The 24,083-nt window shown below is 60.8% G+C and carries 20 protein-coding genes; 9 read left to right on the top strand and 11 right to left on the bottom strand.

Annotation, left to right across the window (positions count from 1 at the left end; genetic code table 11):
* Positions 1 to 628: 628 nt before the first annotated feature.
* From Q0D52_RS02225 to recQ, 3 genes are all read left to right on the top strand, one after another.
* Entirely contained in the window at positions 629 to 1,933 is a 1,305-nt protein-coding gene (locus Q0D52_RS02225; RefSeq protein ID WP_294379896.1) for an amidohydrolase family protein, read from the top strand.
* A gap of 352 nt (positions 1,934 to 2,285) precedes the next feature.
* Complete coding sequence (locus tag Q0D52_RS02220) at positions 2,286 to 2,696, top strand: peptide deformylase (RefSeq protein WP_294379895.1); 411 nt, start codon at positions 2,286 to 2,288, stop codon at positions 2,694 to 2,696.
* Between the two features lie 196 nt (positions 2,697 to 2,892).
* A complete protein-coding gene (gene recQ, locus Q0D52_RS02215) occupies positions 2,893 to 4,782 on the top strand; it encodes a DNA helicase RecQ (RefSeq protein ID WP_294379894.1) in 1,890 nt (629 codons plus the stop codon).
* A gap of 377 nt (positions 4,783 to 5,159) precedes the next feature.
* On the opposite strand, the gene Q0D52_RS02210 is transcribed toward recQ, so the two are convergent.
* The gene (locus tag Q0D52_RS02210) at positions 5,160 to 6,725 is read right to left on the bottom strand and encodes an aminotransferase class I/II-fold pyridoxal phosphate-dependent enzyme (RefSeq protein WP_294379893.1); all 1,566 of its coding nucleotides are present in this window, start codon (positions 6,723 to 6,725) and stop codon (positions 5,160 to 5,162) included.
* Between the two features lie 488 nt (positions 6,726 to 7,213).
* On the opposite strand from Q0D52_RS02210, the gene Q0D52_RS02205 reads away from it, so the two are divergent.
* Together Q0D52_RS02205 and Q0D52_RS02200 are read left to right on the top strand one after the other, a co-directional pair.
* A complete protein-coding gene (locus tag Q0D52_RS02205) occupies positions 7,214 to 8,383 on the top strand; it encodes an inorganic phosphate transporter (protein ID WP_294379892.1) in 1,170 nt (389 codons plus the stop codon).
* 12 nt (positions 8,384 to 8,395) lie between these two features.
* Positions 8,396 to 8,626 (top strand): hypothetical protein, encoded by a 231-nt coding sequence (locus tag Q0D52_RS02200; protein ID WP_294379891.1) that lies wholly within the window; start codon positions 8,396 to 8,398, stop codon positions 8,624 to 8,626.
* Positions 8,627 to 9,097: 471 nt separating this feature from the next.
* Here Q0D52_RS02200 and Q0D52_RS02195 read toward each other — a convergent pair whose 3' ends face one another.
* Positions 9,098 to 10,264 (bottom strand): Abi family protein, encoded by a 1,167-nt coding sequence (locus Q0D52_RS02195; protein ID WP_294379890.1) that lies wholly within the window; start codon positions 10,262 to 10,264, stop codon positions 9,098 to 9,100.
* Between the two features lie 433 nt (positions 10,265 to 10,697).
* Between Q0D52_RS02195 and Q0D52_RS02190 the strand changes: the two genes are divergently transcribed.
* On the top strand, positions 10,698 to 11,555 hold the full coding sequence (locus Q0D52_RS02190; RefSeq protein WP_294379889.1) for a universal stress protein: 858 nt from the start codon (positions 10,698 to 10,700) through the stop codon (positions 11,553 to 11,555).
* Between the two features lie 107 nt (positions 11,556 to 11,662).
* On the opposite strand, the gene Q0D52_RS02185 is transcribed toward Q0D52_RS02190, so the two are convergent.
* From Q0D52_RS02185 to Q0D52_RS02150, 8 genes are all read right to left on the bottom strand, one after another.
* Positions 11,663 to 12,583: a thiamine pyrophosphate-dependent enzyme gene (locus Q0D52_RS02185; protein ID WP_294379888.1), complete on the bottom strand. Its 921-nt coding sequence runs from the start codon at positions 12,581 to 12,583 to the stop codon at positions 11,663 to 11,665.
* 2 nt (positions 12,584 to 12,585) lie between these two features.
* Entirely contained in the window at positions 12,586 to 13,890 is a 1,305-nt protein-coding gene (locus Q0D52_RS02180; RefSeq protein ID WP_294379887.1) for a transketolase C-terminal domain-containing protein, read from the bottom strand.
* The gene (locus Q0D52_RS02175) at positions 13,890 to 14,840 is read right to left on the bottom strand and encodes a 2-oxoacid:acceptor oxidoreductase family protein (protein ID WP_294379886.1); all 951 of its coding nucleotides are present in this window, start codon (positions 14,838 to 14,840) and stop codon (positions 13,890 to 13,892) included. Before Q0D52_RS02175 ends, Q0D52_RS02180 begins: the two co-directional genes overlap by 1 nt.
* Before the next feature lie 144 nt (positions 14,841 to 14,984).
* Positions 14,985 to 15,638, bottom strand: coding sequence for a LysR substrate-binding domain-containing protein (locus tag Q0D52_RS02170; protein WP_294379885.1), 654 nt, complete (start codon positions 15,636 to 15,638; stop codon positions 14,985 to 14,987).
* Positions 15,639 to 15,723: 85 nt separating this feature from the next.
* Positions 15,724 to 17,067, bottom strand: a complete 1,344-nt coding sequence (locus Q0D52_RS02165) for a phenylacetate--CoA ligase family protein (protein WP_294379884.1) — start codon at positions 17,065 to 17,067, stop codon at positions 15,724 to 15,726.
* 356 nt (positions 17,068 to 17,423) lie between these two features.
* The gene (locus Q0D52_RS02160; protein ID WP_294379883.1) at positions 17,424 to 18,260 is read right to left on the bottom strand and encodes a deoxyribonuclease IV; all 837 of its coding nucleotides are present in this window, start codon (positions 18,258 to 18,260) and stop codon (positions 17,424 to 17,426) included.
* Positions 18,261 to 18,505: 245 nt separating this feature from the next.
* A complete protein-coding gene (locus tag Q0D52_RS02155; RefSeq protein ID WP_294379882.1) occupies positions 18,506 to 19,552 on the bottom strand; it encodes a YeiH family protein in 1,047 nt (348 codons plus the stop codon).
* Positions 19,553 to 19,614: 62 nt separating this feature from the next.
* On the bottom strand, positions 19,615 to 20,070 hold the full coding sequence (locus tag Q0D52_RS02150) for a C-GCAxxG-C-C family protein (protein ID WP_294379881.1): 456 nt from the start codon (positions 20,068 to 20,070) through the stop codon (positions 19,615 to 19,617).
* Positions 20,071 to 20,197: 127 nt separating this feature from the next.
* Here Q0D52_RS02150 and Q0D52_RS02145 point away from each other — a divergent pair, with 127 nt between their 5' ends.
* Positions 20,198 to 20,776 (top strand): carbonic anhydrase, encoded by a 579-nt coding sequence (locus tag Q0D52_RS02145; protein WP_294379880.1) that lies wholly within the window; start codon positions 20,198 to 20,200, stop codon positions 20,774 to 20,776.
* 526 nt (positions 20,777 to 21,302) lie between these two features.
* On the opposite strand, the gene Q0D52_RS02140 is transcribed toward Q0D52_RS02145, so the two are convergent.
* On the bottom strand, positions 21,303 to 22,979 hold the full coding sequence (locus Q0D52_RS02140) for a SulP family inorganic anion transporter (protein ID WP_294379879.1): 1,677 nt from the start codon (positions 22,977 to 22,979) through the stop codon (positions 21,303 to 21,305).
* Between the two features lie 477 nt (positions 22,980 to 23,456).
* Here Q0D52_RS02140 and Q0D52_RS02135 point away from each other — a divergent pair, with 477 nt between their 5' ends.
* Together Q0D52_RS02135 and Q0D52_RS02130 are read left to right on the top strand one after the other, a co-directional pair.
* On the top strand, positions 23,457 to 23,669 hold the full coding sequence (locus Q0D52_RS02135; protein WP_294379878.1) for a type II toxin-antitoxin system Phd/YefM family antitoxin: 213 nt from the start codon (positions 23,457 to 23,459) through the stop codon (positions 23,667 to 23,669).
* A complete protein-coding gene (locus tag Q0D52_RS02130; RefSeq protein WP_294379877.1) occupies positions 23,666 to 24,049 on the top strand; it encodes a type II toxin-antitoxin system death-on-curing family toxin in 384 nt (127 codons plus the stop codon). Before Q0D52_RS02135 ends, Q0D52_RS02130 begins: the two co-directional genes overlap by 4 nt.
* The last annotated feature ends 34 nt before the right edge of the window (positions 24,050 to 24,083 follow it).

The raw sequence follows: 24,083 nt of genomic DNA, 5'->3' as shown, positions 1-24,083 counted from the left end.
CGGCTTGGTGTGTGCATTCGCGTCTCCTGGTGCGTTCTTGTTGGAACGGTTAGACGATTGGGTGACGCAGATTCGGGGCATCTGCGCGTGTCGGCGTGCCGGGCATTTTGCGCTTCCTGTCGGTCTGCTTGCTTGTGGCGGGCAGGCCCAGAGTTTGCGAGGAGCCCGCCCGTTCCAAAAAGGAGAAGAGGCGATGGGGAGTGAAGCAGCAGGTCAGGAGCGTCTCCCATGACATGGCCCGCATAAATCCGGCCGCCTCATCGCCTAGTTTCAGTATGGCGTCGCCATCTTGCAGAACCCTTGTCCGCTACACCGAAAGCTGTCTGCTGGACCTTGCGGGATTGGGAAGATCTCTTCTGTTGGGAAGCTATAGGAATGACTGGGAAACCTTGTCTCTTTGGCGGGTAGCAGTCTCTTGGGCCTTGCAAATGCGATAATTCCCCAGATGGGCGGCTTCCGTTTTGCATTCCGTGCGAACCGGGTTGCCCGAGGCTCCTCCTTCTGCCCCCAGACTAATTTTCCTCATGTGGGTATTTTCCCTGGACGATTCGCCGAGTTCTTGGTAGGCTCGAACCATTGATTCCGTGCCGTGCCCAGGCATCGGCGCAGGCGAATGAAGGGGATTGCCATGTCTTATGTATTCACGCATGCAACGCTGCTCGACGGCACGCGCGATATGCAGCCGCAGGAGAATATGACCGTAGCCGTGGACGATAACGGTCGCATCAGCGCGGTCGGACCCGCTGCCTCCACGGTGGGTCCTGCGGGTGCGCAGGAAGTTGATCTGAAGGGTGCATATTTGATGCCGGGCCTGGTCAACCTGCACGTGCATCTGTGCGGCAGCGGCAAGCCCACCAGCGCCGGCGCGGCGGGCGATCTTATCGAGAAGGTGGTTGCCAACCCCGTCGGGCGTTGGTATCTGCATCGCACGCTGCGCAAGCATGCTCAGCAGCAGCTTGCCAGCGGCGTCACCACGGTGCGCAGCGTCGGCGATCCGGGGTTTGCCGATGTGTGGGTGCGCGATGCCATCAATGCTGGCAAGTACCAGGGTCCGCGCCTGGTCACGTCGGGCGTGGGCGTGACGGTACCGGGCGGTCACGGCGCGGGACTGTTCGCTCATATCGCCGAAACGCCTGATCAGGCGCGTGAAATCGTGCGTGACTGCTTCGCTCACAAGTGCGACCTGGTAAAGCTGTTCATCACCGGCGGCGTGTTCGATGCCGAGAAGGAGGGCGAGCCGGGCGTGCTGCGCATGTCGCCCGAGATCGCGGCGGCTGCTGTGGACGAGGCTCACAAGCTGGGTATGCATACTGCGGCGCATATCGAGAGCACCGAGGGCGTTCGCGTTGGTCTGGAAGCGGGCGTGGACACCATCGAGCACGGCGGCGTTTTGGACGACGAGCTGCTGGCGCTGTTCCGCGAGAACGGCGTGGGTCGTAAAAGCTCGCTGACCTGCACCGTCTCCCCGGCGCTACCATTTATCAAGCTGCCGCCTGAGATGACCCATTCCACCGAGATCCAGGTGGTCAACGGGCGCATCGTCTTCGACGGCATCGTGTCGGCCGCGAAACAGGCCCTGGATCAGGGGATTCCCGTTGGCCTGGGTACCGATTCGGCATGCCCCTACGTCACGCAATACGATATGTGGCGCGAGCTGGTGTACTTCGAGCGCATCGTGGGCGCAAGCCGTCAACTTGCGTTGCATACGGCAACGCTGGGCAATGCGAGCATCATCGGGCTTGGCGACGAGACGGGTTCGATTGAAGTGGGGAAATCGGCCGACATGATCGTGTTGGACGCGAACCCGCTTGATGACCTGGAGGCGCTGCGCAACGTGCGACGCGTCATGGTCCGCGGCAAATTCGCCGACAGCCTGCATGTGAAGCATCTTCCCGAGCTCGATCGCGAACTGGACAAGTTCTTGCCGCGATAAGTCCTGCGCAACGGGGTGCGCATCGTGCTTTGGCGCGAACGTGCCTCTGAAAGCCGCGTGCTTAAGGCGGTGGGCGGTTTGCTGGGATATGCTGCTTTTTATGGCTTGCGCTTTTCGGTCTAATTGCTTGCCAAATGAGGGCAGCCAACCTGTTGATAATGCGCTAATTTAGCAGGGTTTTGCGGATTGTTCTACTGTTTCCGCAGTTCAAACGGTGTGAAAACACAATAAAACAAACGTTCGATTTTTCTTGAACGCGGGGGTTTCGCATGGTACAGTAGGTGCAGCGAAACCCCTTTTCGCGTATTCGCAACCCACCTGCCCATATCCATGAAGGAGGCACGAGCGCCCGATGATCAGACCGATTATGCGAAACGAACTGTTCTTGGCCATGCCATCGGAGGCCGCAACCATCAAGGACGCGCCTGTTGGGCAGGATTTGCTCGACACGCTTGAAGCACACGCCCATGAGTGCGTGGGAATGGCGGCGAACATGATCGGCGTGCGCAAGCGCATCATCGTGTTCGATGACAACGGTACAGCCAAGCTCATGTTCAATCCCGAAATCGTGCATGCCTCAAGCGAGTATTCCACTGAGGAAGGGTGCTTGTCTCTTGTGGGGCAACGGCCATGCCAGCGGTATCGCAAGATTCGTGTGTCGTATCAGGACGAATCGTTCAAAACCTGCCAGAAAAGCTTCAGTGGCTTTACCGCGCAGATAATTCAGCATGAAATAGATCACTGCAACGGGATTATCATCTAGACGTTTGTCGTAGCGTTTTACCGGATGAAACGCTTCTGGACAGTCTCCGAAGCTGTTGCAAGCCGCAATCAACTTGCAGGATTGTGGTGATGTAATCATGCATGCAATCGCGCATTTGCGTTTGCATTGCATCTGCATTGAGATTTGCGTTTGCGCTTCGCGCATAGTGGAACTTGTTGTTAGGGAAAGGTTTGCCGTGTCGGTACCTATAGAGCAGGCGCGCTTGGCGCTGGAAATGCATTTCGGCTACAAGGATTTCAGGCCGGGCCAGCAGGGCGTGGTGCAGGCTTTGCTCGCAGGTCGCGATGCGCTTGCGGTCATGCCTACCGGCGCCGGCAAGTCGGTGTGCTATCAGATACCGGGCGTTGTCATGAGCGGCCTTGCGTTGGTTATAAGCCCGTTGGTGTCGCTGATGGGCGATCAGGTGCGCAGCTTGCAGGATGCTGGCATTCAGGCGGCATATCTGAACTCCACGCTTACCCCGTCTCAGCAGGGCTCGATCATGGCGCGTGCCCTGGCGGGGGAGTTCGACCTGCTCTATGTTGCGCCCGAGCGTTTGGAGGACCCGCGCTTTGTGGAGTTCGCCTCGCAGGCGCCCATTCCGCTGGTCGCGGTAGACGAAGCGCATTGCGTATCGCAATGGGGCCAGGATTTTCGCCCGTCGTATCTGCGCATCGGCAAGTTCCTCGAGCAGCTTCCCGCGCGTCCCGCTGTTGCCGCACTCACCGCAACGGCAACGGAGCGCGTTCGCGCCGACATCGTGCGCCTTTTGGGATTGCGGGACCCCTATCAAGCGGTCACCGGTTTCGACCGGCCAAACCTCCACTTTTCCGTGGAGCGCCTAGAGCCGAATAAAAAGCTGAACCGCATCACAACGTATGCGAAGGCGCATCCCGAGGACTCGGGCGTGGTGTATTGCAATACGCGTAAGAATGTCGAGAAGGTGCGCGAACACTTGGTGCAGTCCGGCGTGAAGGCAACGCGCTATCACGCCGGATTGGGTAAGGAGGAGCGCAAAGCCAATCAGCAGGCATGGATCAACGATGATGCTGCGGTCATCGTGGCAACGAACGCGTTCGGCATGGGTATCGATAAATCAAACGTGCGTTACGTCATTCACTACAACATGCCTGCAAGCATTGAGGCTTATTATCAGGAAGCGGGCCGCGCGGGACGCGACGGGCTTGCAAGCGAGTGCATGCTCTACTGGAGCGATGGCGATCTGTCCACGTGCAGGTTCTTCCTTGAACAGGACAGCGGCAACGAAAGCATGAGCCCCGAGGAAGCTGAGGTTGCCCGCGCGGCTAGGCGTCGTATGCTGGCGGCCATGGAGGGCTATTGCCTGACGTGCGAATGCCTGCGCGGCTACATGTTGCGTTACTTCGGCGATGAGTCCGTGGCGCAGCAGGACAATGGCTCGTGCAATAACTGCTCGAACTGCGAGGGCGGGTTCAGGGCGGTGGACGTTACCGCCGAGGCGCGTGCTGTCATGCGTTGCGTGCAGGAGTTGCGCGGAAGGTTCGGCAAAGGCGTGGTGGTTGATGTGCTGCGCGGCACGAACATGGAGCGCCTTGAGCAGTTCGGCCTTGCGCAGGCGAGGTGCCTCAACTCCGTCAGCATGTCGCAAGTGCAGCTGAAAGAGGTCATCGAGCTGCTTGTGGCGGGCGAGTACTTGGAGATATCGGATGGCCAGTTCCCCGTAGTGGGGTTTGGGACTCGCTTCCGGGAAGCGGCAGCGCCTGATTTTCGATTGCAGATGAAGCAGATGCTGCGACAACCGCAGCGCAAGCTGGGCGTTGCCGGCGGTCGCTCGTTCGGTGGGTCGGGTACGGCAAGCGGTCCCGATGCAGCATACGACCAGGATCTGTTCGAAAGGCTGCGTGCGTTGCGTAAACGGCTGGCGGTCGAAGGCGGACTGGCTCCCTATATGGTCTTCGGCGATGCCTCGTTGCGCGATATGTGCGCTCGCATGCCCGAAACCGAGGACGAGTTCATGGATGTCAGCGGCGTAGGCATGAAGAAGCTCGAGAAGTACGGTAAAGCCTTCCTCGACGAGATAGCAGCCTATCGCTCCGAAGTGCAGTAGGCGGCGGCGCGATTCGGCTGCATACGGGCGAAAGGTGAGGGTTCTTTGAGGTTTCTTAATGCAAGGGACATGAGCTAGATGTCTCGTTGCCGTGAGAACAGCTTGCTTTGAATTGACTCCGCATCGAAGCAAGGTGCATTTTGCGCATCAGCATCAGCTGAAATAAGTCCCTGTATAGCTTGGCACCATATGGGAAGAGGGGCTCGGGCCCCTCTTCCCATATCTGATAAGTAATGCTTTGAAATCTCTAAACGCCTCAAAAACGTTTGACGGGACAGAGCCCCTGTCATGCGGTAGGCGACCGCGCAGCAGCGGTTGGACGACCCTGATACGTGAGCAGGGGACTGCCTCCTGCTCATGCGCGCCTCCTAAACCCGTTACGCTTGGCGGTAGTGCGAGAGGAAGTCACCGAGCTGGCTCATGGCTTCGGAGAGCACCTCGATACGCGGCAGGTATACCACGCGGAAGTGGTCGGGCGAACCCCAGTTGAAGCCCTTGCCGGGAACCAGCAGGATCTTCTTCTCGTGCAGCAGGTCGAGCGCGAACTGCTCGTCGTTGGTGATGTTGAACTTCTTCACGTCGATCTTCGGGAAGATGTAGAAAGCCGCACGGGGTTTGACGGCGGTGATGCCGGGGATGTCGTTGAGCGCCTTGTACACGTAATCGCGCTGCTCGCAGACGCGGCCTCCGGGCACCACGTAGTTGCGCACGCTCTGATGGCCCCACAGAGCGGTCTGGACGATGGACTGCGCCGGCACGTTGGAGCACAAGCGCATATTCGACAACATGTTCAGGCCCAAGATGAAGTCCTGCGCGCAGTATTTTTCGCCGGACAGCACCATCCAGCCGATGCGATAGCCGGCAATCATGTGCGACTTCGAAAGACCCGAGAAGGTGATGCAGAACAGGTCGGGAGCAAGGCTTGCGATGGAGATGTGCTCAAGATCGTCCATGACCAAGCGGTCGTAAATCTCATCGGACAGGATCATCAGCTGATGTTTGCGAGCCACATCGACGATCTGCTGCAGCACCTCGCGCGGATACAGCGCGCCGGTGGGGTTGTTGGGGTTGATGATGACGATGGCCTTCGTGCGCGGCGTGATCTTGCGCTCGATATCGTCGATATCGGGATACCACTCAGCCTGCTCGTCGCAGATGTAGTGAACGGGCGTGCCGCCGGCAAGGGTGGCGCAAGCCGTCCACAGCGGATAGTCGGGGCTGGGGATAAGGATCTCGTCGCCGGTGTCGAGCAGCGCCTGCATGCACAGGTTAATGAGCTCGCTGACGCCGTTGCCGGTGTAGATGCTGTCCATGTCTACGTTAGGAAGGCCCTTGATCTGAGAGTACTGCATGATGGCCTTGCGCGCGCTGAACAAGCCCTTCGAATCGCTGTAACCCTCGCAATCGGGAAGCTGATGTCGCATGTCCTGAACCACCTCGTCGGGCGTGCGGAACCCGAACGGGGCAGGGTTGCCGATGTTCAATTTCAAAATGCGCATGCCCTGGGACTCCATGCGAGCAGCTTCGTCCACAACCGGACCACGAACATCGTACAGAACGTTATCAAGCTTCGAGGATTTCTTGAACTGACGCATAGGTACGCTCCCTTGATCATCAGACACAGCAGGTTCATTAGTATTGGAAGGTTCAAAATCGTTTTGAACCTCATGAACATGTGGTTCAGGCTCAGAAGGTTCATGTTCAGGAGGAGTCATAGGCGCAGACTCCTCGCCACCCAGCCACTCAGGAGTGACGTTCAATAGTTCAGCAAGCAGTTGCATTACGTCGGGGCGGGGGATGGTCTTGCCGCTAACATACTGGCTGACCTGGCTTTTCCAGAGTTTATGACCTTCTTCTTGCGCTGCATGGATCAAATCTGCCTGCTTCATGCCGGCGGTATCCATGGCAATCTTCAGTTGTTCGGCAAACGCGTTCTGATCCATGCCGTTCCTTTCGTTCAAAGTTCAAACTTGCAGGTTCAAAATTCAGTTCAACATAGAATTGAACTTTAAATTGAACCAAAGTATGAACAATTCGGTCCATGAACCTTTAAACTGAACCATGAGCTGAAGTTATCGCTCAGTTGCAGTTCAGAGTTCATAGGTTCAATTTCTTGCAGTGTAGCACGTTCGCATAGCCGTGTGTTCAATTTCATAAAGCCCCTGAAGTTCAAGAATGAACTTTCTACGATGAGCGGTCTTCTCACTTCTTCTCCCCGATTCCTCAAAAGCATTACCCTCATCTGAAGTCTGCCTTACAGTCGCTTTACATATCGCCCCTAGACTTTCTCTCTGCATGCCGAGGGTGTGCTGCGCCCTTGAAACGTCGCAGTAACGCGTTCGAGACCGACAGGCTCTCATATGGGGTAGAGCCACTCAAACGTTCGATGCTTTAACGACGCAATGAGGTTTTCGAAGGGAGAACGAAAGTAATGGATCCGGCAACGCTGGTAATCGTCGGCTTGGTGATCGTCACCGCATTGACGTTTGACTTCACGAACGGTTTCCACGATACGGCCAATGCAATGGCCACGTCCATCGCGACGGGCGCGCTTAAGCCCAAAACCGCCGTCATGGCCGCGGGTACGCTGAACCTCGTCGGCGCGTTTCTGTCTGTGGAGGTCGCAAAGACCATCTCCGGTGGTTTGATCAACGAGCAAGTTGTCACCATCGCGCCTGAGTTCATCTTGGCGGGCTTGATCGGTGCCATCATTTGGAACCTGCTCACCTGGCTGGTGGGCCTTCCTTCCTCGAGCAGCCATGCGCTGTTCGGCGGTCTGGTCGGCGCCGTCATCATCGGCGCGGGCGTTGAGGGCGTGAACTTCGCTGCTGTGATCACCAAGATCCTCGTCCCTGCTCTGGTGTCTCCCGTTGTCGCCGGTCTTGCTGCATTCTGCGCAGTGAAGCTTATCTTCGCCGTGGTCAAGCACATGAGCGAGAAGCAGGTTGAATCCGGCTTCCGTCACGGCCAGACGGTTACCGCTTGCCTGGTGGCGCTTTCTCACGGCACCAACGATGCTCAGAAGACCATGGGCATCATCACGCTGACGCTTATCGCCGTGGGTCTGCAGCCTTCCGGCTCCGGTCCTGAGCTTTGGGCCGTCGCCATCTGCGGCCTCGCCATCGCCGCCGGCACGTATATGGGCGGTTGGCGCGTCATCCGCACGCTGGGCAAGGGCCTGACCGAGATCAGCACCCCGCAGGGCTTCGCCGCCGAGGCAGCAAGCGCAACCACCATCCTGGTGTCGTCCCACCTTGGCTTCGCGCTTTCCACCACGCAGGTTTGCTCCGGCTCCATCATCGGTACCGGCCTTGGCAAGAAGGGCAATCCGGTCAACTGGGGCGTTGCTGGCCGTATGGCAATCGCCTGGCTGGTCACCTTCCCCGCGGCCGGTATCGTCGGCGCTCTTGCCTGCGCGCTGGCAAAAACCGGCGTCTGGGGAACCGTGGCAACGGTTGTCATCGCCGCGTGCGTCGCGTTGATCATCTTCCGCCTTTCGAAGCGCAATCCGGTCAACAGCGGCAACGTCAACGATAGCCACGAGGTGAACATCAACGCCGAAAAGACTCGCATGGTTCAGCCTCAAGCTCAGGCTGCGTAAGGAAGGTAGAACATGATCACGACTGAAATCATTAGCTTCGCCACCGTTCTATTCACCGCGGTTTGCGTCGCAAGCCTTATCAGCGTTCTGTATGCCTGGGGTTTGCGCATGTGGGCCGACGGCTCGGTGGATGCCCAGGGCAACGCTCATCTGCTGCACCGAGTGGTCTCTGTGATCTGCTTCACTGCCTGCGTCTCGATCGTCTTATTCGCCCTCTGGCTTATGATTCCCATGTTCCACTAGGATTTTGACCTGGGGAAATATAGGAGCATATCCTAAAATATCTCAAGTCCTCTCATTGTTTGCAACATAGTCCTCTTTGAATGCGTCGACCACGAGCCGTTCATCTGCCCAGAAGCAGTGCCTTTCTGTCACCCCCGGTAGCTTGTGGCACATAATGAGTTCGCGTGTTTGAGGATGCATTCTCTAGCGCCTCTCGGCTATAGCGCGTCCGAGGGGCGCATGTTTTGCGGCCTTGCAAATTTATTGTTCGCACCGGCTTTCCATGTCGTTTGCTGCGTGCCTCCCGCGAGGCTGAGGTTGCTCAGCGGGCCGTTGCCTCTGCTCGCCAATCAGATGGGTCTAGTGCGAAACGAGCTTCCTGTAGCGCCTCTAGCTGCGTGCGATTTGCGGATGCGCTAAGATGCGCTGCCTTTTTGCTCTTCATGTTGCGCGGCTCCTGGGGCCTTCTTAGGCATATGGTAGCGCATGGAATCACTCGTTGATCACGAATGATTCCATAATCGGACCCATTTTCATGTCGTTCAATACCTTTGCCATGATTTTGTGATCGATGCCCCTTGCTAACTCCGGCATTATTTTTAGATAGTCCGCCAAGAAGCTCACGTACTCTTCCTTTGACAGCACCAGCTGCAGCTCTTTGACCACGTCGCCGATTGCCGTGTCGGAAGAAGGCGCGACTCTTGCGCAGTACAATCTTTCATCGTGGGCGCATATGTTGCGAAAATCCTTGATGTGATCGTACACCAAGCGCAGTTTTCTTTGGCTGATGCGAATCGGTTTCGCATGGCAGCTAGCGTATAGCTTTGAGAAGGTCTTAGCTACATCGTTTCGAACGGACTCTGGCTGGAAGCAGTAAAACTTGAACGCTTGCCCTAGCGTCATGTACTTCATAATCACCCAGACTGGCACCTCGTCATGATTCGATACATAATGCTGCAGGTAGAGTTTGTGTTTTGGCTGCCTTCGCGGGTTTCTGCCAAGAGCAGTTTCGAAATCCGAGATAAGTCTGGTTACCTGGTGCTTTTCTGCATCGTAGTTAGCAGGGTCCAGGTAAGGCTCGCGTTCTCCCGTGTGGGCTTGAGAAAAACAATGAGACGCGATGGTCTTCAACGTTTCCTCGGCAATGGAAAAACGGCCGAACAGAAGAAGCCTTAACGCTCGGTCAAATCGGAATAAGCTGTAAATATCTGAAAACTTCGAGCCTGGCGAGTATCTGTCGTCACCCGCCGCGGCGGTTGCCGCTTTGTCGATGAAGGGTGCTTTGTAACCGTTGATAACAGAGTAGTATCCCTCGCGCAATAGAATTCCGGGCGTGTTATCGTCCGTCATCATCCCTCGCGATTCGATTAGCTCAATTTGCTCCTCAATGGTCTTGAACGGTTTGTCCATGATCCCCCTATACAAGAAAACCGCCTTTCGGCGGTTTTCTTGGATTGCGGCGGACGTACCGTTTCGCAACCTCATCACGCCGAATACTCTACCTTCATTTATTCCGAATGTCAAAACCACATAGCGCTTCTTTCGGTTGGCAAATTGCTTTTCCGTTTCGAGGCGCAATGCGTTCGCTCGGTTCTCGACAGCGGCATAAGCCCGTCTGTAGCTTGAATTCCCTTGTTGTTCGCCGCCCTTATAAGTCAAAGGGTCGCTAACCCGGTAGGCTAGCGACCCTTCTAGTCCCCGCCTCACTTAGAGTCCACGGGGCCGTATCAGTAGCGTTACTTTATCGTCCTTAGCGTTTTCGGTCAAGCGTACATTTTGCGTGCGGTCAAATCGGCGATTGCAGTTTTCCTTTCGAAAACAATCTTTACCGGAGTGCTAGTTGTGGCTCAGGGTATGTTCGAGGGTGTAGGTGCTCTTTGATGTGCCCTTCGCGGCAGATTTACAGGGTTTTTACTGCTCAAGTGGGTGGTGCTGGTGTTTAATGAGACTTGCCGAAGGCTTGCGAGCGGTTGCGAAACGCTCGTCGGGCAAAGCGCTCAGGTTCCACTAATCAGCGATTGCGGATAGGTGCTTTTGGCGGGTATCATCTTCTGACCGATATCCGAATGCGATTACTTCGTTAGGAGTTGCAATGGGAAGCATTTTGGTAGGCATTGACGGCAGCGATCGCGGGCGTCGCGCCCTTGATTGGGCGGTGCGATTCGCTCGCGTGGTCGGCTACGACGTCCATATGCTGGCGGTCATCGACGAGGCGATTGCCAACAAAGCCGGGGTAAGCGTCGAAACCATCACCGAAACCGCAACGGCGGCACTTGAGAAGAAACGTCAGGCAGCCCTGGAAAGCTATCCCGATATGCATATCCAGGCCAGCGTCTCGGTTGGCGACATCGTCGGCGTGCTCGCCGATTCCGCGGCCATGCATGACCTCATCGTGCTGGGCAGCCACCATGGGCACACCATCGGCGAAACCATCGGCGGCGCGAAGGGCCTGCGCGTGTCCGTGTCCACCAGCGTTCCTACCGTTGTGGTGCCCGCTGACTGGGATGCGAAGCAGCAGGGCTCCGGGATCGTCGTGGGCGTCGGCCCCGACGAGGCGGTCAGCGCTCGCGCCATCGACTTCGCCGCGCGCGCGGCCGTAGCATTCGAGCAGCCGCTTGAGCTGATCAGCGCCTGGGGCGTTCCCGCGTGGCTTGAGCGCACCGCGGAATCCATGGGCGGCGGCTTGACGCCTGTTGGCGAACAGCGCCAGGCCGAGCTCGACCGTCAGCTCGGTCGCCTTGCCTATGAATATCCGGGGTTGCAAGTTACGGGTCGCACCGTTGAGGATTCCTCGCCCTCCCGTGCCCTTATTGAAGCCAGCAAGGAAGCATCCATGCTGGTCATGGGCACCAACTCGCGCAATGCGTTGGGCCGCACGCTGTTCGGCAGCGTCACGCACAGCGTGCTTTTGAACCTGAAGGTGCCGACCATCATCGTCCCTCAGGCATAAGCGCTCCGCAACATATTCGATGTCGCATCTCCCCATAGCGGCATCCCCCTCCATACGGAAACCGGCGCCCTCGAGCGCCGGTTTCCGTTTCTATAGGGTTTTGCTTTCTACGCCGTCCAGTCGCGGCGGATCTGCTCCCATTTCGCGTCGCGGCCGGCTTCGACCTGCGCGATCTCGTCGTCGGTGAGCGCGCGGAACCTGCCCTGGCGGCGAAGGTACGCCTCCACGCTGGCGAACTCGCGCGGGTTCCTGCTGAGTTTGAACTGCCCGCCCGGCACGTCGCTGACCTGGGGTCCCTCGTACTCGGCCAGGTACCACAGGCCGCAATCCACGATATCGCGCGCCACGTCCACCATGTCTGCCTCGGGGCAGCCCCAGCCGGTGGGGCACGGGGCGATCACGTGGATGAAGCGCGTGCCGCGGATGTCGCGGGCGCGTTCCAGCTTGCGCAGAAAGTCGGGCAGGTACCCCACGCTCGCCGTGGCCGCATAGGGAATGCCGTGCGCGGCAACGATTTCGAACACGTTCTTCTTCTGCGTCAGGCACCCGTGCGCGTTGCGCCCGGCCGGCGTGGTGGTGGTCTTCGCGCCGAAGGGCGTCAGCGAGCTCTTCTGGATGCCCGTGTTCATGTACGCCTCGTTGTCGTAGCAGATGTAGAGCACGTCGTCGTTGCGGTCGATGGCGCCCGAGAGCGCCTGCAGGCCGATGTCGGCGGTGCCGCCGTCGCCGGCGAAACCAACCACGGTGCAGTCGTCGGGTTTGATGCCCTGCGCCCGCAAACCTGACTCGATGCCGGTGAGCACGCTCGCCGTCGCCGCAAAAGGCGTGATCATCGCGTTGTTGGCGAACGAAAGTTGCGGGAAATTGAAGCCGACGGCGCTCATGCAGCCCGCCGGCAGCGCCGCCACCGCGTTCGGGCCGAGCACCTTGAGCGCCGCGCGGACGGCAAGCGATCCGCCGCATCCGGCGCAGGCCTTGTGCCCGAAGAAGAACTCGTCATCGGGCAGGGTCTTCGCGTTCAAAGCCATAGCTATCGGCCTCCTTCCGCATCGGTCGCGCACGCACCTTTGCGCACGCCTTCAGAGTCGCCGCCCGCAGCGGCCGCCCCGCAACCTTCGCAGCAGGGGTTGCCGAACTCGTCGGCCACGGAGTCGACGCCCAAAAAGCCCACGCGCGGGCAATCCTCGGGCGCGATACGTCCCTCGGCGATCTGGGAAAGCACCTCGAACATGCCTCTCATCTGGGCCTGCGTGATGTCGTCGCCGCCCAGGCCGCCCACGAAGTTCACCACGGGCACGGAGTTGCCCTCCTGCTGCAGCGCGGAGCATACGTTGGTCATGACCGTGCCTTCCGCGCCGAAGCTGACATCCTTCTCCAGCACTCCGACCGCCGCCGTGCCCGCCAGGGCCGCGACGATCTGCTGCGCGGGGAACGGGCGCATGTAGCGGATGCGCAGCAGGCCCGCCTTCACGCCCTGCGCGCGCAGCTGCGCCACGCGTTCGCGCGCCAGGCCGGCGATGGACCCTAGCGTGACCAGAACGATGTCGGCATCGTCGCAGTCCACGGCTTCGATCAGCCCCGGGTAGCTTCTGCCGAAAACCTCGGCGAAACGCGCCTCCGCGCGCTCGACGGCGTCTGCTGCCGCCAGCATGCCTTCGTGCGCGGAGTGCTTGAAGTAGCGGTTGAACTCCGGTCCCGCCGAGTAGCCGATGTTGACGGGGTTTGCGAAGTCGAAGCGGTTGCCCGCGCCGTCGTAGGGCGGCAGGAACGCGTCGGCCTGCTCCTGGTCGGGAATGTCCACGCTTTCATAGGTGTGCGTGAGCGCAAAACCGTCCAAGTTCACCATGAACGGCGTGCGGACCTCGGGGTCCTCGGCCACTGCATAGGCCATAAGCGCCAGGTCGAGCGCCTCTTGGTTGTCCTGCGCGTACGCCTGCACCCAGCCGTGATCCAGCAGCGCCAGGCTGTCGCGTTGGTCGCCGTAGATGTTCCACGGCAGCGCGGTGGCGCGGTTCGCGTTCATCATGACGATGGGAAAGCGCCCGCCCGCGGCGTAGGTCAGGCACTCGGCCATATACAGCAGGCCCTGGCTTGACGTCGCCGTGAACGTGCGCGCGCCCGTGGCCGACGCGCCGATGGCGCACGACAGGGCCGAATGCTCGCTTTCGACGTGCACGTATTCGGCCGCCAGCTGGCCTTCCTCGACCATCTCGGAAAGGCGCTCGACCACGACGGTCTGCGGCGTGATGGGGTAGGCCGAGATCACCTGCGGCCGCGCCAGGCGCACGCCCTCGGCGAACGCCTCGTCGCCGGATAGAAAACGCTTCATGCTCATCACGCCTCCTTCGCGTTCGCTTCGGGCGCCATGGAAAGCGCGTCGAACTTGCAAGCGGCGGCGCAAACCCCGCAGCCTTTGCAGAAATCAAGGTCGATATCCACTGAAACGCCCGCCTTGTTCTGGCCGGCAACCTTGAAGATGGCGCCGTCCGGGCAGTACAGGTAGCACTGCAGGCAGCTCGTGCACGCATCCGCGTCGAGCACCGGGCGCACGTTGCGCCAACCCGCGTTGACCTGCGTCAGGTAGCCCGCCGTGTAGCAGGTTGTGTCGGCGTAGGCGAAAGGCTCGGGAACGGTGGCGAACAGCTGCGGCATATGGGCTGCCATAGAATGCGCTGACCGGTGCAAACCGGTTACCGGCTCCGCCGTATCGCACGGATGACCTGCGAATTCGCCGCTAGCAGCTTCCTCATGCCCGATAACGTCGGCCTGCTGGACCAGCGAGATGGCGCGCTCGACCACCTTGATGTTGCCCTCGTGCAGCTTCGCGGGCATGTACTGGCGGATCGCTTCCTCCACGCTTTCGCGGTCCACGCAATCGGCAAGCTGCGCCAAAGCGCCCAAAAACACCGTATTGGGGATGGGCCGGCCTAGGATCTCGGTGGCAAGGCCGTCCGCGTCGATGGCCAGCAAGCGCGGATCGTCCAGCGCCTCGGCGGTGTTCACCAGGCATATGCCGCCCGGCTTCAACTCGCGCTCCCAGCTGGGCGCCAGCAGCGTTCCGTCCAGGTAGATCACGAAATCCGCTTTAGAAACGGCGCTTCGGTCACCGACTTGCACCGTATCGATCTTGGTGAACGCGCGCATGGGAGCGCCGCGTCGTTCGGGGCCGAACGAGGGGAACGCAAGCGCGTGCCGTTTGCCGTCAAGCGACGCCGCCGCGCCCAGAAGCCGAGCGGCGGTGAAGGCCCCCTGTCCGCCGCGGCCATGCCAAAGCACTTCTATCATGTGAAACCTTTTCCCGTCTTGGATACGCCGTTCCATCATACGCCAGGCTTTTGCCCGGCACCCGGCGGGCCCGGCGTCTGCCCGCAAAACGCCGAAAAGGGGACGAGTGCGCTCGTCCCCTTCAAGGTCGCAAAACCGCGTTTCCTAGAACTTGGCGTAGCGTTCCAGGTTCTTCTCGAGCGTCGCCACGAAGCGCGCCGCGGTGCCGTCGAGCTGCGCGCCCTTCTTCTTCAGGTAGCCCAGGCGCAGCGTGACGTCCGCGTCAAGCGGCACCGTGCGCAGCTGCGCGCCGTCGGAGATGCCCACCAGGATGCCGGAGGTGACCGTGTAGCCGTTGAGCGCCACGATCAGCTCGGAGAGGCTGGCACGGTCGGTGGTGGCGATGGACTTGGCGCGCGGCTGGTCGCCCAGCGCCTCCTCGAAGAAGGCGGCTGGAGCGTCTTTGCCCTGGTCAAAGTAAATGTAGGGATAATCAGCCAGCTGCTCGAGCGTCAGGCTGGACGCGTTGACCAGCGGGTGGCTGGCCGGCAGCGCCACGCGCGGGGCCGATTCGACCAGCTGCACGAACTCAAGGCCGGCGGCGTCGAAGGCCGCATCAAGGTCCGCAGCGGTCGCGGAGGTCTCGAACACCACGCCCAGCTCGCTTTCGCCCGACGCAACGTCGTCGATGACGCCCTGCGTGGTGCGGTCGCGGAACGCGTAGTTATAGGAGTCGCCGCCCAGCGCCAGCACCGTGTGCGCAAACGTCTGGACATTGAACAGGTAATGCTGCCCGGAAACGGAGAAATCGTATGCCATGGGAGATCCTTTCGCTTAATGCCGCTTCCCGCAAAACCCTTCGCGGGAAGCGGCCGATGTAAACCAGGGAGTTTTGCGCCGCCGCTTACTTGGCGCTGTCGCGCTCGTCGATGAAGCGCTTGGCCTTGTGCTCGCTGGAGGTGCCCAGCTTGTCGGCGTCGAACACGATGACCTTGGCCGGACGCACGCCCGTATGGGCTTTCAGCGCCGCCTCGACGCGCTTGGACACCTGGTCGTAGGGCTCGTCGCTGCCGAGCGCGCGCTCGACGGACACCTCGTAGCGGGTGGTGAAGTTCTCGTCGTACACGCGGATGGAGTACTCGCCGGTCAGGCCCGGCTCCTTGCGCACGACGTACTCGACGTCGGAGGGGAACACGTTCACGGCGCCGACGATGAACATCTCGTCCTTGCGGCCGGTCACGTGGATGCGGGCGTGGGTGCGGCCGCAGCTGCACTTCTCGGTGGAAACGTAACCGATGTCGCCGGTGCGGAAGCGAATCATCGGGCGGGCCTTCTTCATGAGCGTGGTGTAGGTCAGCTCGCCGGTGCTGCCGGGCTCGAGCACCTCGCCGGTGACCGGGTCGACGGTCTCAACGAGGATCTGATCCTCAACGATGTGCAGGCCGTCCTTCGCCTCGCACATGGCCGCGCAGGCGCCGTAGATGTCGGACAGGCCGAAGAAGTCGACCACGTTCGCGCCCCACAGCTCCTCGATGCTCTCGCGGGTGGATTCGATGGAACCGCCCGGCTCACCTGCGACGATGATGGTGCGGATGCTGAAGTCGTTGCGCGGGTCGAGGCCCTTCTCCTTGATTTTCTGGCCCAGGGTCCAGGCGTAGGAGGGGCTGGTCCAGATGATGGTGGGCTGGTACTGCTTCAGCACGAAGATCAGGCGGTCGGAGGGGATGGCGCCGGCCCAGATGGCAAGCGCGCCCAGGCGCTGCGCGCCGATGACGTCGGGGCCGCCGACGTACAGGGCGAAGTTCAGGCCGTGGACGTAGCGGTCGTTGGGGCGCATGCCGGCCTGCCAGAACAGTCGGGCCTCGGTGTCCTGCCACAGGTCGAAGTCCTCCTGCGTGAAGGGGCTGACCGTGGGCACGCCGGTGGAGCCGGAGGAGGTTGCCATGAACACGACGTCCTCCTCGGGCACGCTGCACAGCTCGCCGAAGAAGCTGCCCACGTGCTGGGTGTCGCGCTCGGTCTGCTTGTTGATGAAGGGGAACTTCGCAAGGTCGTCGAGCGTCTTGATGTCGGAGGGCTTCACGCCGGCGGCGTCGAAGCTGCGCTTGTAGTAGACGGTGTTGTCGTAGGCGTACTGCACCATGGTCTGCAGGCGCTCGAGTTGCAGCTGCTCAAGCTCGGGGCGCGGCATGCACTCGATTTCCGGATCGTAGTACTTCTGGTCGTACGGGATGTTCTTCTTTGCCATGATGCGTTGCTCCTTGGATCGCGTAGTGCCGGCGGGCGCTTCGTCCGCCGTGGTTTTGCTGTTCGTATTGAACCACCGAATCGCCCGGTATTCAACGTAGGTTACTAGGATATTTATCGATGGGTTGCTATCGGTCAAAACGATAACAGGGCTGACCTGGGAATATATGGCGAAGGAAGGGGCGGGGAAGGGGAAGCCGGCAGGAAGAAGTGCGATGTTTGCCGGGGCTACCTACAGTTTTACATGGTCAGCGGCAGGCGGATGCACCAGCGACCCTCCTTCGCCGCCTGGTCTTTCCGCCGGCGCGTGCGTTGCCCGGGCGCCGGCGTCCCCTTCGCCTACGGCCTTTTCGCTGCCTACTCCCTTTCCGCCAGCTCACGCAAAAGTTCGATTTCGGCTGCGTAGCCGGGCAGTTCGTTGGGGGTTTCCAGGATGAAAGGCAGGTCGCGAAGCGCGGGGTGCGTGACGATGCGCTGGAACGCGTCGACGCCGATGAAGCCCTGGCCGATGCACTCGTGGCGGTCCTTGTGAGCCCCGCAGGGATTCTTCGAGTCGTTGATGTGCACGGCGCGCAGGCGGTCAAGGCCGATCACGCGGTCGAACTCGTCGAGCACGCCGTCCAGGTCGTTCACGATGTCGTAGCCGCCGTCGTGGATGTGGCACGTGTCCAGGCACACGCCCATGTGGTCGGCAAGCTCCACGCGGTCGATGATGGCGGCCAGCTCCTCGAACGTGCGGCCCACCTCGGTGCCTTTGCCCGCCATGGCCTCCAGCAGCACCGTGGTGGTCTGCTCGGGGCGCAGCACCTCGTTGAGCAGGCCCGATATCAGTTCGATGCCCGCTTCCGCACCTTGCTTCACGTGGCTTCCCGGATGGAAGTTGTAGTAGTTGCCGGGCACGGATTCCATGCGCACCAGGTCGTCGGCCATGCATTCCAACGCGAACTCGCGGGCGTGCGGCTTGTCCGAGCAGGGGTTGAGCGTGTAAGGCGCATGCGCAACCAGCGGGCCGAAGTTGTGCTCGGCCATCAGCGCGCGCAGTGCTGCGGCGTCGGCGGGGTCGATGGCCTTCGCCTTGCCACCGCGAGGGTTGCGCGTGAAGAACGCGAACGTGTTCGCGCCGATGGAAAGCGCGGTTTCGCCCATGGCCAGAAAGCCCTTTGACGTTGACAGATGGCAACCGATGGTCAGCATATCGGCCCTTTCTCTATTTGCGAACTTGCGTGAACTGCGGAAACGGTGGTTTGAGGTCCCGATGTCGGGTCCGGGCTCGGTGGGTCAGGCGTTTGAGGGATTCGGGCTTGGGGCTTGGGAGCCCGCGGCCGAGGTCCCAAGCCCCAAGCCCCAAGCCTGTGGACTGCGGGTTCTTGGGGTTGCAGCCTAGACCCGAGCCGGGTTCAGGCTCAGCGGGGCTGGGCCCGGCATCTGCTTGCCCGGCGTTACCAGAGTCCTAACATGTGCTGCGCCGCCAGGCTTGTGCACGCGATGGCAACCCAGCATGCCGCGCCTAGCACGATGGGCTTCGCGCCCGATTTCACCAGGCCGACCACGTCGGTGTTCAGGCCGATGGCCGCCATAGCTACCACGATGAAGAACTTGCTGAGCGTTTTGAGCGGCGCGAAAACGGCCGGGTCGATGCCCGCGGCGCTGGCACCTGTGGCCACCAGGGAGGCGCACACGAACAGCACGATGAACGTGGGAAGCGCGCGTTTCAGGCTGAAACCGCTGGTGGAAGCCGCATCCGCGCCGTTTTGCGCGGCCTGCTTGCGCTCGCGTGCGGAAACCCACAGCGCCAGCGCGAACGTGATAGGGATGATGGCCAGCGTACGCGTGAGCTTGACGATGGTGGCGTAATCGAGCGCGTTCGCGCCGGGGTGCATGCCGTCCCACACGGCTGCGGCGGCGGTTACCGACGACGTGTCGTTGACCGCGGTGCCCGCGAACAGGCCGAAGCCGTTATCGCTCAAACCTATAACGTCGCCAAGGGTGGGGAAGATGAGCGCCGCCAGCACGTTGAACAAAAACACCACCGATATGGCGTGCGCCACTTCCTGGTCGTCGGCCTTGATGACCGGCGCGGTGGCGGCAATGGCCGAGCCGCCGCAGATCGAGGACCCCACGCCGATGAGCGTGGCGGTGCGCCCGGGCACGTGCATCACGCGGCACAGCACGGCCGCGGTGATCAGCGACGCGGAGATGGTTGACAGGATGACGGGCAGCGACATGGCCCCCACCTGGGCCAATTGCGTCAGCGGCAATCCGAAACCCAGCAGCACCACAGCGGTTTGCAGGATCTTCTTCGACGCGAACTTGATGCCCGGCCCCGCAGCCCCCTTCTCCTTCCAAAACGTGCCGATGACCATGCCAAGCAAAATTGCGAACACGGCGCCGCCCACCAGCGGCACCGCCTGGCCGAGAAACCAGCAAACGACGGCGATAAGGGCGCTTACGGCAATGCCGGGCGCAAGGGTTTTGATGCGGGACATGAGGTGCTTTCTACGCGTAAGTTGTATGACGAGGTCAACTATAGCGCAATGTTCCGGTGAAGCTACGCGCCAGCGCGCGCGTCCGCCTGAAGAACATCGATGGCGATGTCCACGGCGTCTTGGATGCAGTCGGGGCAGGAGCGGATCGGCCCTGCGGGGTTGCCGATGCCCTTGAGCTCGGCACAGATGGTGGTGCCGTTTTGCGCTTTGAACCGCGCGCACATTTGATCGGCCAGCTGGTACGTGCCCATCTTACTGACGGGGTTTTCGCTACCGGTGCTTTTGACCCACCCGGCCGCCACGACGGCGCCCGACACCGCGCCGCAGGTTTCGGTATAGCCGCCCATGCCGCCGCCGAATCCCTCCATCAGGCGAAACGTCTGGTCAACGTCAAGCCCGATCGCCGGCGCCAACGTGCAAGCGACCGCCTGTGCGCAATTGAAGCCTTGCTCGAGATACGTCATCGCCTGCGTTTTGCACGCATCGTGGTCAAGTTCCAAGATCGCCTGTTTCGACATGGCAGTTCCTCTCCCCTCGGTTCGCCCTATTGTACATGCTCAGGTTCTGCAGCTTGTCGGCAGAAATGCGTTTAGGTTTGCGCAACGCGGTAAGCTGAGCGTGAACATAACGAAAGGGGAGCCCGCCATGAGCCACGAATCTTGCAATCTATCGGCAGATGAGGCGCTCGAGCGCCTGCGCCAGGGAAACGCCCGCTATCTGAACGCGAACCAAGCGCAAGGCGACGTGTCGCCGGAGCTGCGCCAACAGACGTTTCGCGAAGGTCAGCACCCGTACGCCATCGTGCTGGCGTGCTCGGATTCGCGCGTGATCCCTGAGGCCATCTTCTCGGCGGGCATCGGCGATCTGTTCGTTATCCGCGTGGCCGGCAACGTGGTGGACAAGCATCAGCTCGGCAGCATCGAGTACGCTGAGGACCACCTGGGCTGCAACCTGGTGGTGGTTTTGGGCCACACGTGCTGCGGCGCCGTCGACGCGGCCATGCACCACGAGCCCTACGGCACGGTGAAGTTCATCACCGACGAGATCGCCGACGCCATCGGCGACGAAACCGACGAAGCCGCAGCCTGCCTGGCCAACGTTGCGCACAGCGTCCGCCGCATCGAGGAAAGCCGCAAAGTTCGAACCGACGAAGCAGAACACGGCTTGCGGGTAATAGGCGCCCTCTACCGCACCGACACCGGCGAGGTCCAGTTTTTGGATTGATGGATGGAGAAGCCGGCCTCGGCGGAAGCTTCCATTACGTTTTGCCCATTTCGAGCTGATAAGCGTCCGGCTGAGGGCTTTGGCGCGGTGGCCTTGCAACGCTTTGCTTTCGTGCTTCCACGCGCCGCGCGGAATCAGTAGGGTTTCGGAGAGCTGCTGCCAAAAAACGCGCGAGTGCGTGTGGATGCGGGGATGCTGCGAGGTATTCGACGCAAAATTCTCGTTCAGCAAGCAGAATTGCATGGATTATGGCATACTATCAGGATACATTCTCGATAATAATTCGCCAGAACGCCCAACCCGGGGCCCTGAACACGCACTCGCGCGATTATTGGCAGCAAGTAGGGTCAACCCCATCGAAACGCAGATGTGCCCGCGAAATCCCGCGGGCACATCTGCGTTTTCGTTAGGTTGTCTGCGGACCGTTGGGCCAGCGGGGTGGTCATGCCTCACGAGCGGCCCGCATGAACGCACCTCCGTCCCCCTGTTCACGGGGGCTGCGAACCCATCATTCCTCGCAGGCGCCTTACGCTGCTTTCTCCTCCTGCTCGAGTTGGGTGCGGGCGTAGGCGATGGCGTCGTCGATGTTCGGGCGGAAGCGCTCCTCGCCGACCAGGTCGACGAAGCCGGCGCGGCGCATGGTCCTCATGGGCTGCTCGTTGGCGTGGCTGAAGATCAGCTGCACGCCGTTTTCCGCGCAGTATTCGTACAGGTTCTCCAGCGCGTTCATGCCCGTGGCGTCCAGCGAGGGCACGCCGCGCATGCGGATGATCAGGTACTTCGTGAAGTCCTTCACCGAGATGTCGGAGATGCGGTCGGTCATGCCGAAGAACATCGGGCCGTTGATTTCGTACACGCGCACGCTCTTGGGCAGCTCGCGCAGGTGCGTGACCTCGGAATCCTTGTCGCAGTAGTACGTCCAGCCCTTCACCTCGGTCTCCTCGGAGACCATCTTCATGAACAGCACCACGGTGATGAGCATGCCCACGGCAATGGCGGTGACCAGGTCGAACACGATGGTGAGCGTGAACGTCAGCAACAGCGTGGCCACAGCGCCGCGCGAGGCGGTGGCGCAAAGGTGGGCGAAGTTGCGCCAACCAGACATGTTGTAGGCCACTTGCAGCAAGATAGCGGCGATGGTGGGCATGGGGATGAGCGCGGCGTAGGGCATCAGGAACACCAGCACCAACAGCAACACCGCGGCGTGCACCATGCCGGCGATGGACGTGCGGCCGCCGCTTTTCACGTTGGCGGCCGTGCGCGCGATGGCGCCCGTGGCGGGGATGCCGCCGAACAGCACCGAGCCCATGTTGCCCACACCCTGCGCCACCAGCTCCATGTTGCAGCGGTGATGGCCCGAGATCATGGAGTCGGCAACCACGCACGACAGCAGCGACTCGATAGCCGCAAGGATGGCGATGGTGATGCCGTTGGCAAGCTCGTCGCGGAACAGGTCTAGGCTGAGCTGGGGAAATTGCAGCGTGGGCAGGCCCGCCTCGATGGTGTACAGGTCGCCGATGGTGTTGACCTGCAGGCCGAACGCGGGCACCATGGCGGCACCCGCGATGACGGCCACCAGCGAGCCGGGGATGCGCTTGGACACCTTCGGCCACAGCATCAGGATGGCAAGGCACACCACGCCCACCAGCGCGGCCTGCCAGTTCACCGTGGAGATGTTGGCCGCCAGGGCGCCGATCTTGTCCGTGGTCTCGACGGTGGTGGTGCCAGCGGGGTACATCAGCCCCAGCAAATCCTTGATTTGGCCGATCACGATGGTCACCGCGATACCTGCGGTGAAGCCGGTGGTGATGGTGTAGGGAACGAAGCGGATGAGCGTGCCGAGCTTCAGCAGGCCCATGAGCACGAGCATCACGCCGGCGATGATAGTGGCCGCCACCAGGCCCTCCATGCCGTCGGTGGCCACGATGCCCGCCACGATGGTGGCGAAGGCGGCCGTGGGGCCGGAGATCTGCACGCGGCTGCCGCCCAAGAACGCGATCAGGAAGCCCGCGACGATAGCGGTGTAAAGGCCCTGCTCAGGGCCTACGCCCGACGCGATGGCCAGCGCGATGGAAAGCGGCAGCGCCACCACGGCCACCACCACGCCCGAGACGATGTCCTTCGGAATCTGGCGGCGCAGCTCCTCTTTGCTGGAGTGCTTGATGATGCTGAATAATATGGGCTTGATCTTGTCTCGCTGCATGGCCTTCGTTTCGCGTCGTGATGGTCGGTTTCAAAACTCCTGCAACGCGACCCGCCGGCGATGGAGACGACAAAGCCCCAACCGGGCCGTTTCCCCGGATGGAGCGTGATGTGTCTTCAGATTGTACGGCATGCCTAGCCGCAAGAGGGTGTTTATGGTAACGCCTTCGAGCCGCACAGCTCTCGACCACACAAAATCGCCAGCATGTGGGGGAACACGAACGAAAACGATGCCGGCGCCGGCGCGGCGATCGGGCATGCTTTAGAGTGACGCAAACGAAACCACGTTAGATGCTGGAAATGGAGGGAATCGACCTGCATTTGCAACCATGCAAGCAAGCCCAATGACTCCCGATGTCTTCCGTCAGGTTCAGATCCTGTTTGGCCGTGCGTTCCGAGTCGCGAGGCTGCTTCTCGTTAAGCTGGGTTGCGCCTTATAATCTGGTCATAATGCTGGTCAGAGTGTAAGGAGGTTCGCGTGGCCGCGCTGACCATTGACCTTGCGGAGGTCGAAGCCGACTTTTCCCGTGTAGCGACGGAGGTGAACAGGACCAACAAGCCGGTCATCGTTCTGAAGAATAACGAGCCTTGGGTGATAATCCAGCCGGCCAAGGCAGAAGCATTAGCCGTTGACGTAGCCGCCGACTTCATGGACGAGTACGCCGACGTGTTCGAGGAGCTTGCAAAATGAGCTTCCGACCCATCACCAAAGAAGAGGCTCTCGCGATACATTCTGCCGTGGTTGCCAGGTTCGGCGGAATCGATGGCGTACGCGACGAGGGGCTTTTGGAGTCCGCGCTCGCGCAGCCGTTTCAGTCTTTCGCCGGCATCGAGCTGTACCCGACTGACGTGGCCAAAGCCTGCAGATACGCTTACGGCATCATCAAAGACCACCCGTTCGCCGACGGCAACAAGCGAACCGCCACCGCCCTCATGGGCACATACCTCAGGTTGTCCGGGTGCGAATTCAAGCCATCCCATGCCGAGCTTCTTAAAGCCATGCTCGGTACTGCCGATGGCACATGGGACTTCGAACCGCTGGTGGAGTGGGCGCAAACCGTTGAGGGTTAGCCGCAACGGATGAATACGCACCGCTCGCTTCACC

The sequence above is a fragment of the uncultured Senegalimassilia sp. genome (assembly GCF_934630535.1).
In the GTDB taxonomy this organism is placed as follows: Bacteria; Actinomycetota; Coriobacteriia; order Coriobacteriales; family Eggerthellaceae; genus Senegalimassilia.
This window is presented reverse-complemented; position numbering and strand designations above follow the sequence as displayed.

Bases quoted from the DNA above. Each gene is read 5' to 3' on its own strand.
- Q0D52_RS02130 (WP_294379877.1), top strand. From the start codon at position 23,666: ATGAGCTTCCGACCCATCACCAAAGAAGAGGCTCTCGCGATACATTCT.
- Q0D52_RS02160 (WP_294379883.1), bottom strand. From the start codon at position 18,260: ATGCTGACCATCGGTTGCCATCTGTCAACGTCAAAGGGCTTTCTGGCC.
- Q0D52_RS02150 (WP_294379881.1), bottom strand. From the start codon at position 20,070: ATGTCGAAACAGGCGATCTTGGAACTTGACCACGATGCGTGCAAAACG.
- Q0D52_RS02185 (WP_294379888.1), bottom strand. From the start codon at position 12,583: ATGGCTTTGAACGCGAAGACCCTGCCCGATGACGAGTTCTTCTTCGGG.
- Q0D52_RS02155 (WP_294379882.1), bottom strand. From the start codon at position 19,552: ATGTCCCGCATCAAAACCCTTGCGCCCGGCATTGCCGTAAGCGCCCTT.
- Q0D52_RS02170 (WP_294379885.1), bottom strand. From the start codon at position 15,638: ATGGCATACGATTTCTCCGTTTCCGGGCAGCATTACCTGTTCAATGTC.
- Q0D52_RS02220 (WP_294379895.1), top strand. From the start codon at position 2,286: ATGATCAGACCGATTATGCGAAACGAACTGTTCTTGGCCATGCCATCG.
- Q0D52_RS02145 (WP_294379880.1), top strand. From the start codon at position 20,198: ATGAGCCACGAATCTTGCAATCTATCGGCAGATGAGGCGCTCGAGCGC.
- Q0D52_RS02140 (WP_294379879.1), bottom strand. From the start codon at position 22,979: ATGCAGCGAGACAAGATCAAGCCCATATTATTCAGCATCATCAAGCAC.
- Q0D52_RS02165 (WP_294379884.1), bottom strand. From the start codon at position 17,067: ATGGCAAAGAAGAACATCCCGTACGACCAGAAGTACTACGATCCGGAA.
- Q0D52_RS02190 (WP_294379889.1), top strand. From the start codon at position 10,698: ATGGGAAGCATTTTGGTAGGCATTGACGGCAGCGATCGCGGGCGTCGC.
- Q0D52_RS02205 (WP_294379892.1), top strand. From the start codon at position 7,214: ATGGATCCGGCAACGCTGGTAATCGTCGGCTTGGTGATCGTCACCGCA.
- Q0D52_RS02180 (WP_294379887.1), bottom strand. From the start codon at position 13,890: ATGAGCATGAAGCGTTTTCTATCCGGCGACGAGGCGTTCGCCGAGGGC.
- Q0D52_RS02210 (WP_294379893.1), bottom strand. From the start codon at position 6,725: ATGGATCAGAACGCGTTTGCCGAACAACTGAAGATTGCCATGGATACC.
- Q0D52_RS02225 (WP_294379896.1), top strand. From the start codon at position 629: ATGTCTTATGTATTCACGCATGCAACGCTGCTCGACGGCACGCGCGAT.
- Q0D52_RS02200 (WP_294379891.1), top strand. From the start codon at position 8,396: ATGATCACGACTGAAATCATTAGCTTCGCCACCGTTCTATTCACCGCG.
- Q0D52_RS02175 (WP_294379886.1), bottom strand. From the start codon at position 14,840: ATGATAGAAGTGCTTTGGCATGGCCGCGGCGGACAGGGGGCCTTCACC.